This is a genomic window from Streptococcus oralis (assembly GCF_015561235.1).
GTDB lineage: Bacteria > Bacillota > Bacilli > Lactobacillales > Streptococcaceae > Streptococcus > Streptococcus oralis_BK.
The window spans coordinates 1022875-1035354 of sequence record NZ_JADMTC010000001.1 but is presented as its reverse complement, the minus strand read 5'-3'; the positions used below and the strand labels follow the sequence as shown (position 1 = coordinate 1035354).

The window sequence follows — 12480 nt, the reverse complement described above, 5'->3', positions numbered from 1 at the left end:
TCATGACAAAATTATACGGAAGCTTAGAAGCAGGCGGTACAAAGTTTGTCTGTGCTGTCGGAGATGAAAATTTTAACGTTGTAGAAAAAACACAATTTCCAACAACAACTCCAATCGAGACCATCGATAAAACCATCGAATTCTTTTCAAAATTCGATAATCTTGCAGGTCTTGCTGTCGGTTCATTTGGTCCGATCGATATCGACAAAAACTCAAAAACTTATGGCTTTATCACAACAACTCCGAAACCTCACTGGGCAAATGTAGACTTGCTTGGTGCCCTTCGTCGCGCCCTAAATGTACCCATGTATTTCACCACAGACGTAAACAGCTCTGCCTACGGTGAAGTAGTTGCCCGTAACAATGCTGGTGGCCGTATCGAGAACTTGGTCTACTACACTATCGGTACAGGAATCGGTGCAGGTGTCATCCAACGTGGTGAGTTTATCGGTGGTGTGGGTCACCCTGAAATGGGTCACTACTATGTAGCCAAACACCCAATGGATATTGAAAAAGAATTTAATGGCGTTTGTCCTTTCCACAAAGGCTGTTTGGAAGGCTTTGCGGCTGGTCCAAGTCTCGAAGCCCGTACAGGTGTTCGTGGTGAAAATATTGAACTCAACAACTCTGTCTGGGACGTCCAAGCCTACTATATCGCTCAAGCTGCTGTCAATGCTACAGTAACTTTCCGTCCAGACGTCATCGTCTTTGGTGGTGGAGTCATGGCCCAACAACACATGCTGGACCGTGTGCGTGAGAAATTTACAGCTCTTCTCAACGGCTACCTACCAGTACCAGACGTGCGTGACTATATCGTGACACCAGCAGTCGCTGGAAATGGTTCTGCCACACTTGGAAACTTTGTTCTTGCTAAGAGTGTTGCAAAATAAAATAAACAAAATATCCGCTTGGGAAACCAAACGGATATTTTGTTTGATGAAAATTTTTTTGAGCCTTTCCTTAAGTGATTACGGACGGTAGCGACTTTCTTCGAAATTCCATACCTAAACTTTGAGCCTAATGTCTCAAAGTTCCCGAACACCTGAAACCATTAGATTTCAGGTGTTTTTATCACGGCGGAAAGGCTAGGTAAGTCCTCGCTTCACTATTGACAAATAGGCATGATTTCCATACCAAAGTATATTTAGTATCAGGCTATATTCTATTCTCAAAACATCTGCCAGAAGAAATCAATAATATAGGTCAAACCATAAGTATAAACCACTAGGGTAAAGGGCTTGGTCAGAATGATGATAATCATATAGCGCTTGAAGGTCATCTTGGTGAGGGCAGCCAGCATGCAGAGAAAGTCAGCTGGACTGACAGGCCAGATCATCATAAAGATAAAGAACCGCTCGAAACGATTGCCCTTATCTAGCCAACCAATGTACTTGTCATAGGTACGCTTGCTGACGACGGACTGGACAAAGGCAGCTCCGTAGAGGCGCACGAGGTAAAAGATAATGGCACAGCCAATCACGATGCCGATATAGTTATAGATGGTTCCGATGATGTGGCCGTAAATAAAGACCCCAGCCACTGAGGTCAAAGCTCCTGGAATAATCGGAACGACGGTTTGTAGGATCTGTAAAAAGATAAAGAGTGGTGGTCCCCAAACCCCAGCTTGCTGGATAAAGGCTGATAGTGTTTCCTTGGACTGTAATACTCCAGCCTGATAGGCCCAAATACAGAAAATCAAGGTGCCGACTCCTCCGACGATAGATGAGATATTGATGACTTGCTGTAGAAGGGGAGAAACAGCTTTCATTTGCTTATCCTGTGACATGTAAACTCCTCATAGATAGTATGATTCTACTATACCATATTTTATGGAGAAAAACTATCTGGATTATCTGACTGGTGAAATAAGTGTGGTAAAATGAGAATAAGAAAATGACGGTATAGAATGAGGGGTATCATGTTAGGTTTAAACTTTAAAGGAAGCTGGCGCCAATATCAAAAACAGGTCTTGGATCGTTTTCAGGACTATCAAGCAGACGGTCATGTTCATCTAGTGGCCGCTCCAGGATCTGGAAAGACCACCATTGGTATCGAGCTAATCGCTCGTTTTGGCAACCCAGCCCTCATCTTAGTTCCGACTGTCACCATTCGTGAACAATGGGTAGATAGGATCCAAACTGCTTTTCTAGGGGAGGGTCAGAGGCTTTCAGCCCTCGTTTCCCAAAACTTAAAGGAGATGAAGGCATTAACGATTGTGACCTATCAGGCCTTTCATAGTGCCATGAACCAACTTCAATCACAAGAAGATGGAGAAGCAGAGGATTTTGTGGGGTTTGATTTGCTTGCAAGCCTAAGAGCTCAGAAAGTTGCGACTCTTTGTTTAGACGAATGCCACCACCTGCGCAATGAATGGTGGAGAAGTCTGGAAGCCTTTCGCAAGCAGTATGGACCGCTGAAACTCATCTCCCTGACAGCGACACCACCTTATGACAGCGAGCCTGAACTCTGGGAACGCTATATCCGTATGTGTGGGGAGATCGATCAAGAAATCACGGTACCTGAACTAGTCAAGGAAGACACTCTTTGCCCTCATCAGGATTTTGTCTATATGTGTTCACCAACAGCTGAAGAGGCGGAACGTCTCAAACGGTTTGAGGAGACTAAGTGGGACTATATTCATCACCTTATAGTCGATCCTGATTTTCAAACATTTGTAGCAGGGTCTAAGGTCCTCAAAGGGGATATTTCATCTGATTTGCTTTTAGAAGATCCCAAGTACTTGTCTGCTATGTTGATTTATATGCATTCTCAGGGGTTAACGATTCCTCCCTCTTTGCAAAATTTACTGGGAACCCAGAAGCTTCCAGCATTGACCTCCTACTGGCTGGAGACGCTGTTGCAGAGCATACTCTATCAGACACCAGATTGGTATTAGGATCCAGATGGATATAGGAAAAAGTTAGAGGCTGACTTGAAGGCGCGTGGGTTGGTGGAAAAACGTCAGGTTTATCTGGTTAAGTCTAAGGCTTCTGACCAGATTTTAAGCCAATCTCTAGGGAAGTTGTCTGCCATTGCCGATATCTTTTTGACGGAGTATGAGAGTCTAGGTCTGGAACTGAGACAGTTAGTACTAGCTGACTATATTCGCAAGGATTTTGCCACCTATCTGGGAGATAATCAGGCAACCATTTCTCAGTTGGGGGTACTCCCTTATTTTGAAAGCATTCGTCGAAAAGCTCAGGAGCAAGAGATACCTGTGTCTTTGGCTGTCTTGTCAGGTAGTGTCGTTATTTTGCCTACCGATGTGGCAGCAGAGTTTAAGGATCTCTTGCCTCAGGTTCCTCTTAGTTTCTCACCTATTGGTCACTTGGATCCAAAAGATTATGTGCAGGTTGGTTTTCCGAGCTCAGCTAAGGGAATCGTAGCGGCAGTGACGGAGCTTTTTCAACGAGGGCGGATTCAAGTCCTAGTCGGAACCAAGTCTCTCCTCGGAGAGGGTTGGGATGCTCCTTGCGTTAATTCCCTAATCCTCGGAAGCTTTGTGGGGAGCTTTATGCTGAGTAACCAGATGCGCGGGCGTGCCATTCGTATCTGGTCGGGACATCCAGAAAAGACCAGTAACATCTGGCATCTGGTAGCCGTTCAAGCGCAAGCACTTATCACTCTTCCTGGTGAGGAGCCTAGACCAGAGAGCAATCAAGATCTGCAGACCTTGTCGCGACGGATGGAGCATTTTCTTGGATTGGCCTATAATCAGGAGAGTATTGAGACCGGTTTGGATCGTTTGGATTTTCCAAAGCCCCCTTTTAAGAAAAAGCAAATCAGTGAGTACAATGAGCGAGTTAAGAGTCTCTCCAAGGATCGAGCAGGCTTGAGACAAAAATGGCAGGAAGCTCTTGTCGTAGCGGATCAGTTCGAGGTAGTTACAGAAGTCGCAACTCAAAAACAGAAGGTCCCAGTCATGCTCTTGCTTGATGCATTAAAATGGGTTCGCATGTCATTGCTCTTGTTGGCAGTAGATTTGTTGGTCTTGCTATTTAGACTGAGATTGATCGGTGTTTGGTGGCTTACGACAGCATGTCTCCTCTTTTTAGTCTTTGCATCTTGGCGCTACCTCCGCTATAAGAGTCCTTATAAACGTTTGCAATCTCTGGGTGAGCAGATCCGAAAGGCTCTGCTAGATTCGGGGCATCTAACGGATGATCAATCCCGTGTTCAGGTAGAGGAGGACAAGGAAAACTACATGGTCTTTGCCTATCTCAAGGGAGGAAGCATGAGGGACAAGGAGTTGTTTGCGCAGACTGTGGGAGAGTTCTTTGCTCCAGTGGACAACCAGCGTTATCTCTTGAAGGCAGAGAAAGTCCGACAAGGTCAGTCACCTTACTATGCCGTGCCTAGTCTTTTTGACAAGCGCAAGGAAGAAGCACAGAAATTCCTCGACTTTCTGACGCCGACTATCGGACGCTATCACCTCGTCTATACACGAACAGAGGCAGGAAGGAAAACCCTTCTCGAAGCTCGTATCAAAGCTCTCTCTAACAAAAACGACCGTATCTTGATTAAGAAGAAGGTTAAAAGCCGGTTGGAGTAGGGGAGTTTACAAGAGATAAATAAGTAAATTCTCTTAAAATATAAACACAATTAGAGACAGTAAGAGACGATTGACTAGTTCAAGTAAGAAGGAGAAGAAAGTTAAAGTAGAAGAAATAGAACAAGTAGCTGGATAAGGACAACCCCTTAGAAAAGGATTTCTAAGGGGATTTTTGTGGATTCGTGGTATAATTTTTATAAAAGTAGGCGCTATGAAATATTTTGTTTTTTAGAAAGAAATACTATGGATGATAGATTTATTACATTAAAGCACTTTGATACTTCAGTAGCAGCTAAAAATGTTGCTAAATTACTTGAAGAAAATAAAACTTATTTCTTAAATGGGAACTGGGGTTCTGGAAAAACAGAATTTCTAGTTGAAGTTGGTAAGAATACTAATAAAAAATTAGTTACGATAGACTTTTGGAGATTAAACGATAACCGCTCAACGATTGAGATTGTTTTTTCAAAATTACACCCGTTGGTATATAGCCTTTTAAGGATTTTCATAGTTTTATGTGTCGCAGTTTCTATCTTAATGACTAATGTAGTTGATTTGGGTTTAAGTTCTTTTTTTGAATCTTTTTGTGTTAAATTAATTATTGGGAGTATTGTTTTATTAGTAGCAATCTATCAATTTTTTAAAATCAAATCAGATGGTTTTTACAGTTGTTTACTAACTTCTAAATGTCTATCATTATCTCGAAAAGTATTAGTTATTGATGATTTTGATCGAATGTCTAACAAACAACAAGAGGAGAGTTATAAAATTTTTAGCTTGCTTAATGGCAAGATTCCAATTGTTTTTGTTGGAGATATTGAGAAAGTGCATCTTAACGACAATAATTTCCTCTCTAAAATTATTGATAGACGGATAGAACTACCATTTGTTCTTCACCCATCAAATATTTGGCAAGATTATTTTGAGTTGCTAGGAAAGAAATTTAGTACGAGATTGTCAGATGATTTTTGGAAAAGGTTCAGCTTTGAAAATAGAAATTTGCGAGATAGAAATCATTTTAATGACTATGTCAATCAAGAATTCTTTTCAAGGGGTAAATTAGGACATGTTCAGGAGGAACAGCAACTTTGGATTATCTATACCTACCTTTTTTATCCTGAATTATATAAACAATTATTAAAGGCTGAAGAAATAAAAGTCAAGGATGATGAAAAAATTAGTTTTACATGGCTGTTCAAGTTTGGACGAAGCATACAAGAAATACTGTCAGACATTCAACAATCAGCTCTTAACCAATATCCACCAAGCTATAAAATGAATGGCTCGGCCTATTTTCTTTATGAAGAATCTCTAAATCGTACAAAAGAGGAAATGGATACATTACTTGAGACAGATAGTCAGGAATTATCAAGAGAACTAAGAGAGGGGAATCATAAGACTGATTTTTATCAATATCTCTCAAGTGAATATAAATCTTTTTCTGAAAATCAGAAAGCTAAACTACTACGTATGACTATACAGGAATCTCTTAAATCTTATAATAGCCCTGCAATGGACTATATTGTTGCAGAAAAGTTAAATGAAGAAATTCCCCGATATGAGAGGAATAGTCCTTTAAGTGAGGAAATAATAGGTAGAATTGTGAATTTCTGGGAAAGTATTCTGAGAAAAGAAGGTTTGGATCCGTCTGAGATACTTTATTTTATGGAAAAACATAGAGTGCTGACCTTCTATGATTTGGGTCGTCACTATTCAAACTTAGAAATTAATAATGAAAATTTCGCTAAGCTAAGACGAAAAGATTTCTTTCTCTTGACCTATCTTAGTTCAATTGAAAAATTTAATGAATTTGAAAGTTGGAATAGAAGTATTTGGGATGCCATGGAGCAGTTTGGAGGCAGAGAGTTCTTAGTATTTTGGGAATTTCAAGGAATTCTTTCAAATGGATTGGGTTATTACTGTTTTGATGTTGTTCCTAGAAACAAAAAATATTTTCTTATGATGGGTGAAAATCAAGATAAAATGAAAAAGAATAGGTCTGTCATTGAAAAGATTCAGCCGCAACTTGAGCAATTGGAAGCTAAAGGATTTACATTTGAGGAGAAAATAGATAGGGAATACTGGTAGGCAATCTATGAGTTTTAAAGGATAATTGGTTAGTATGTTCTCCTTTTAGTAATATTCTTCATGCTTGTACCCTTTTCTCGTGTTAAATTTCGCTCCCACTCGTCCTCCCTAGTTCAAGTGGTTTTTCTAGGAATATGATAAAATAGAAAAGATAATATATTTATTTAATGGAGTGATTGTGATAGTATTTATTGAATTGATAAATGAGAAGATTAAAGCAGTGTAGATAAATTGGAATTTGTGGAGAGATAGGATGATTAAAAAAAGTGTGGAATCGGAACAAGGAAATACGTATTATTGGACTAATGAAAATGTCGAAAAACCATGCATTGTAATGCTTCCTGGATTGACAGCTGATCATAGATTATATGATAAACAAGTAGATGAATTTAAAAAGGATTTCAATATTATTGTTTGGGATTGCCCATGTCACGGAGAGTCCAGACCATACAGTACGTTTAATTACAAATTAGTGACGCAAGAACTGGAAATTATATTAAAAACAGAGAATGTTAAATCGGCAATATTTATTGGGCAATCACTTGGAGGAATGATAGCTCAATATTACATAGAAGGACATCAAGAACAAGCAATAGGTTTTATTTCTATAGATAGCGTTCCTTTTGGAAATTATTATAGCAAATCAGATATGTTTTGGTTAAACCAGATTGAGTGGCTAAGTAAACTATACCCAGATAAAATGCTAAGAGATTTTATGGCAAAAGGTTGTGGTGTTTCTGAGTATACTCAGAACAGTATGAAACTTATGCTCTCAATCTATAGTAAAAGGGAACTATGCCATTTGATGTGGATAGGTGAAGCAGCATTTATTCCTGAAAATCATGAAATAAATTTGAAATGTCCTGTAATACTTTTACTTGGGGAGAACGATAAGGTTGGTAAAGTGTCGCAGTATACAAGAGAGTGGCACAAAAGGGAAGGATACCCACTACATATTATTAAAAATGCCGCTCATAATTCAAATCAAGATAATCCTGATGAAGTAAATGATTTAATAAGGAAATATATAAATAAATGGCTATAAAGATATTGTAACTACTGTAAAATCGACAAATCCTAGTTTGTTGAACTTAGCAATTTATAAGTTTTTAAGAGATAGAACCTATAAAACTTGCACGAGAACTGTAGGTAGGAGAAGAAATCTTCCTATTGACTTATCTCAGTGTAGTTAATAAATTTGGGCAAATTAAGTCATGGGATAGCAGTATATGAAATGCGATAGATTGTTTTGGAGATAAGGAATTTTTATCATTTTGGAAATTCCAAGAGATTCTTTCTACAGTGGAAATTATTTTGACTTTGATAAAATTCCAGAAAATATGACCTATACTCTTTGGATAGAAAAATACGCTTTTGAACCTCCTCATGAATTTGAAGATTATAGGGAGGATGTTATTAGAAAGATTCGTCCGAAACTTGAGCAACTGGAATTAAAAGGATTTAAATTTGTAGAAGAAATAGATGGAGAACATAGACGTAGGAATTAGGATTTTAAAATTTGGGATTTTTTCTAATTCATTGCTTATTTTTAACCGTTATACCAAAGTTAATTTTTAGCAGTGAAAATATGATAAAATAGAAAGAAAATACATTTCCTTAAAAAATTAAGATACAACTTTGTTTCCATATTTCCTGGAAACTGATAGAAAGTAAGGAGAAACATGGAACAAACTAACCAAAAATCCCAGTGCCAACAACTCTGGGCTAGAAACAAATACCTCGTTTTGAGTCATTCTAGCAATATTTACAATGAGATTCGCCAATACTTGAAGAATGAAGTGGTGGAGGTAAGTCATGTTCAGGAACTGATCGACCGTGCCTGTCAAATCCCAGAACATAGGGGTCAGGTTTGCAATGCCTTTCAGCATATTTGGGGCTATTTTAAAAAGAAAGCGACTGATGCTGAGCGCAAAGACTACATGCTCTTGCTGGATCGCTACCGCTTTGCTCAGGCTTCTAAGGAAGACTTGATTGCTAAGACTCGAGACTTGCTTGATCGCTATCCAAATACCTACTTGCAACATTCGACTTTACTGAAAGGAGGCTCCCATGAGACTTTGGCATGAGGATTTGATTTCACAACTTCCCCGTCCGCAGCTTTTGGGGCAACATCGAGAGTGTTGCGCATTGCGTGGCAATGGCTGGGGGAGAAAGCATGCGACGGTTGACTATGTCTTTACCCATTCGCCCTATCGTCTCTATGCCTACCATGACTTGATTATGAAGGAAATGGCTAACCGAGGCTACAATGTCAGTCCAGAATGGTTGGACAAGAACTACCGTGGGAAGACCTGCCCTCCTTATCAAGACTTACTCGAGGAGAAGCTGACCAGTCCCATCTATAGTGAGCATGATACAGGATACTATGAGGAGTGCTTAGATAATCTCCGAGAGAAAGGCATTGAGCTGAAGTCAGAGTCAGGATTGGCTCCACATTATAACTCTTCTCGTAATTTTTTCGAATAATAAAAATGAGACCTTTAGAATGATTCTAAGGTCTTCTTTTTATGAGTATTAGGATTTACTTTTAATAACTTTTAAGTTATAATTGAATTAGAAAGAGGTTGCTTGGTGCATACAATTTACTTCTATAAGGACAAAAATGGAAATGAGCCAGTCTTAGATTATATGAGAGAATTGGCTAGAAAGAAGAGTAAGGATAGTCGCATCAAACTCAATAAACTAAACGACTATATCGAGTTGCTTAGTCAGCATGGGACTAGAGCTGGTGAACCTTATATCAAACATTTGGAAGATGAGATTTGGGAACTAAGACCTCTGAGGGATAGGATTTTATTTGTAGCGTGGCTTGATGGGAGTTTTGTTCTCTTACATCATTTTGTCAAAAAGACTCAGAAAACTCCTAGGAAAGAAATTGATAAAGCCAAGCGTGAACTGAAGGAGATAAAAGAAAGAGGGTTAAGTGATGAAGAATAGTGCTATTGGAAGTAATTGGAAGGATGTTCGGTCAGAACTCTTTACCAAGGAGGAAATCCTTGAAAGTGATATGCGAGTGGCTATCATGAGTGAGTTGATTGAGGCTAGACATGAGCAAGGAATCAGTCAGAAAAAGCTAGAAGAACTTAGTGGAGTGAGCCAGCCTGTCATAGCTAGGATGGAGACAGGCAAGACCAGTCCTCAGTTGGATACAGTCTTAAAAGTTTTAGCCAGTTTAGGAAAGACACTAGCAGTCGTCCCACTTGAACAGGAAAAAAGTTGATTAAACTGACCTATAGTCTTTTCTAATAACAAGCCATAGTCACTGATGAGAATCGCCAATAGCTCGTTTGAGCATTCCAACTAAAATACAGCCATAAAACAAGCTATACAAAGGATTTGAGACACTGGTCTCAAGTCTTTTTCTGTTGTCTAAAAGAGTGATATAGTTTCAAACTATATCAAAGCCTAATTATTTACAATTATACAGACAGTTTCTTTTCTGTTAAGATAGTTTCAACAACAAATTTTGGAGGACACATCATGTCAACTACGATCATCGGTTTCCCTCGTTTGGGCGAATTCCGCGAATTGAAATTTACAACTGAAAAATACTTTAGAAAAGAAATCTCAGAAGAAGAACTCTTGGCAGCGGCAAAAGAATTGCGCGCAAAACACTGGAACATTGTCAAAGAAAAAGGCATCACTGAAATCCCATCAAATGACTTTTCTCACTATGACAACTTCCTCGATGCAGCTTTCCTTTTCAACGTGGTACCTGCATCCGTTCAAAACTTGGACTTGTCTGACCTTGAGCGTTACTTTGCTTTGGGTCGTGGTTACCAAGGAGAAAAAGGGGACGTGCGTGCCCTTCCGATGAAGAAATGGTTCAACACCAACTACCACTACATCGTGCCTAAATTTGAAAAAGACACTCAAGTAAAATTGGCTGGTCACAAGATCTTTGATGAGTTTCAAGAAGCCAAAGAACTTGGTCTCAACACTCGTCCTGTTCTTGTAGGTCCATTCACTTTCCTTCAATTGTCAGACTTTGAAGAAGGCGTGAAAGCAGAAGACTTCGTAGACAGCTTAGTAGCTGCTTACCAAGAAGTTTTTGCTAAATTGGCTGAACTTGGTGCGACTCGCATCCAACTCGACGAAGCGGCCCTTGTCAAAGACTTGACAGCTGAAGAAAAAGCTCTCTTCTTGAACCTCTACAACAAACTCTTGGCTGACAAGAAAGGTCTTGAAGTCTTGCTTCAAACTTACTTCGGAGACGTTCGTGACGTTTATGCTGACCTTGTGAAATTGCCAGTAGATGCGATCGGTCTTGACTTCGTTGAAGGTAAGAAAACTCTTGAACTTGTTAAAGGTGGCTTCCCAGCTGACAAGACTCTCTATGCAGGTATTGTCAATGGTAAGAACATTTGGCGTAACAACTATGAAAAGAGCTTGGCTGTTCTTGAGCAAATCCCAGCTGAAAACATCGTATTGACAAGCTCATGCTCACTTCTTCATGTGCCATTTACAACTGCTAATGAAGAATTTGAACCAGCTATCTTGAACCACTTTGCCTTTGCAGTTGAAAAATTGGATGAAATCCGTGACTTGGATGCTATCCGCAACGGTCAAGGTGCAGAAGCTCTTGCAGCTAACAAAGAACTCTTTGCGACTGAGCGTGTGGGTGAAAATGCAGAACTTCGTGCGCGTATCGCTGGTTTGACAGATGCTGACTACACTCGTTTGCCAGCCTTTGCAGAACGTGAAGCTATCCAAGAAGAAGCTTTCAAACTTCCAGCACTTCCAACAACAACCATCGGTTCATTCCCTCAAACTAAGGAAGTTCGTGCCAAACGTTTGGCCTTCCGTAAGGGTGAATTGTCACAAGAAGAGTACGACGCCTTCCTTGCTGAAACTATCGACGAATGGATCAAATGGCAAGAAGAAGTTGGATTTGACGTGCTTGTACACGGTGAGTTTGAGCGTAACGACATGGTTGAGTACTTCGGTCAAAACTTGTCAGGTTACCTCTTCTCTAAGAATGGTTGGGTACAATCATACGGTATGCGTGGGGTGAAACCACCAATCATCTGGGGTGATGTAACTCGTCTCAACCCAATCACTGTCAAATGGTCTAGCTACGCACAAAGCCGTACAGACAAGCCTGTCAAAGGTATGTTGACTGGACCTGTTACCATCCTTAACTGGTCATTCCCACGTGAAGACATTTCTATCAAGGATTCAACTCTTCAAATCGCCCTTGCTATCAAGGATGAAGTTCTTGACCTTGAAGCTGCAGGTGTGAAAATCATCCAAATCGACGAAGCTGCTCTTCGTGAGAAATTGCCACTCCGTCGTAGCGACTGGTACGAAGACTACCTTGACTGGGCTATTCCAGCCTTCCGCCTGGTACACTCTACAGTAGCGCCAGATACTCAAATCCACACTCACATGTGTTACTCAGAATTTACAGATATCATCCCAGCTATCGACAACATGGATGCGGACGTTATTTCATTTGAGGCAAGCCGTTCAAACCTTGAAATCTTGGACGAACTCAAAGCGAAAAACTTCCAAACAGAAGTGGGACCTGGGGTTTACGATATCCACTCACCTCGTGTGCCAAATGAAGGCGAAATCGACCACACAATCGATGCTATTCTTGCCAAAGTTCCAAGCAAGAAAGTTTGGATCAACCCTGACTGTGGTTTGAAAACACGTGGTATTCCAGAAACAAAAGAAAGCTTGATCCGCCTTGTCGAAGCAGCAAAAGCTGCGCGTGAGAAATTGTAAGATAAGATTTCTCTCTTGGCCCTGACTGATCAAGGAACTGCTTGGCCTAGCTGGCTCAGCAGTCATGAAATCAAAAAGAAAAGGATAAT

Annotated in this window: 10 protein-coding genes and 1 pseudogene; 10 read left to right on the top strand and 1 reads right to left on the bottom strand. The window is 40.1% G+C overall.

From position 1 onward, the window contains the following. Positions 1-2 precede the first annotated feature (2 nt). Positions 3-890 (top strand): fructokinase ScrK, encoded by an 888-nt coding sequence (scrK, locus tag I2H52_RS05265; RefSeq protein ID WP_195594559.1) that lies wholly within the window; start codon positions 3-5, stop codon positions 888-890. A 278-nt stretch (positions 891-1168) separates the two neighbouring features. Here scrK and I2H52_RS05260 read toward each other — a convergent pair whose 3' ends face one another. Continuing rightward, positions 1169-1786, bottom strand: coding sequence for a TVP38/TMEM64 family protein (locus I2H52_RS05260; protein WP_000076176.1), 618 nt, complete (start codon positions 1784-1786; stop codon positions 1169-1171). A 132-nt stretch (positions 1787-1918) separates the two neighbouring features. Here I2H52_RS05260 and I2H52_RS05255 point away from each other — a divergent pair. The 9 genes and pseudogenes from I2H52_RS05255 to metE all read left to right on the top strand — a co-directional run bounded on the left by I2H52_RS05255 (position 1919) and on the right by metE (position 12391). Next, positions 1919-4552: pseudogene (locus I2H52_RS05255) on the top strand (DEAD/DEAH box helicase family protein). Between the two features lie 243 nt (positions 4553-4795). Next, positions 4796-6640, top strand: a complete 1845-nt coding sequence (locus I2H52_RS05250) for a P-loop NTPase fold protein (RefSeq protein ID WP_061426838.1) — start codon at positions 4796-4798, stop codon at positions 6638-6640. Positions 6641-6893: 253 nt separating this feature from the next. Continuing rightward, the gene (locus I2H52_RS05245) at positions 6894-7685 is read left to right on the top strand and encodes an alpha/beta fold hydrolase (RefSeq protein ID WP_049484307.1); all 792 of its coding nucleotides are present in this window, start codon (positions 6894-6896) and stop codon (positions 7683-7685) included. Between the two features lie 229 nt (positions 7686-7914). After that, positions 7915-8148 (top strand): hypothetical protein, encoded by a 234-nt coding sequence (locus tag I2H52_RS05240; protein WP_049484308.1) that lies wholly within the window; start codon positions 7915-7917, stop codon positions 8146-8148. Between the two features lie 174 nt (positions 8149-8322). Then, entirely contained in the window at positions 8323-8727 is a 405-nt protein-coding gene (locus tag I2H52_RS05235; RefSeq protein ID WP_195594556.1) for a YbgA family protein, read from the top strand. Next, positions 8711-9127: a TIGR02328 family protein gene (locus tag I2H52_RS05230; protein WP_195594552.1), complete on the top strand. Its 417-nt coding sequence runs from the start codon at positions 8711-8713 to the stop codon at positions 9125-9127. The genes I2H52_RS05235 and I2H52_RS05230 overlap by 17 nt, the downstream gene beginning before the upstream one ends. 105 nt (positions 9128-9232) lie before the next feature. Then, positions 9233-9598 (top strand): type II toxin-antitoxin system RelE/ParE family toxin, encoded by a 366-nt coding sequence (locus I2H52_RS05225; RefSeq protein WP_195594550.1) that lies wholly within the window; start codon positions 9233-9235, stop codon positions 9596-9598. Continuing rightward, positions 9588-9881, top strand: a complete 294-nt coding sequence (locus I2H52_RS05220; RefSeq protein WP_061454301.1) for a helix-turn-helix domain-containing protein — start codon at positions 9588-9590, stop codon at positions 9879-9881. Before I2H52_RS05225 ends, I2H52_RS05220 begins: the two co-directional genes overlap by 11 nt. Before the next feature lie 260 nt (positions 9882-10141). Then, complete coding sequence (metE, locus tag I2H52_RS05215; protein WP_049484312.1) at positions 10142-12391, top strand: 5-methyltetrahydropteroyltriglutamate--homocysteine S-methyltransferase; 2250 nt, start codon at positions 10142-10144, stop codon at positions 12389-12391. The last annotated feature ends 89 nt before the right edge of the window (positions 12392-12480 follow it).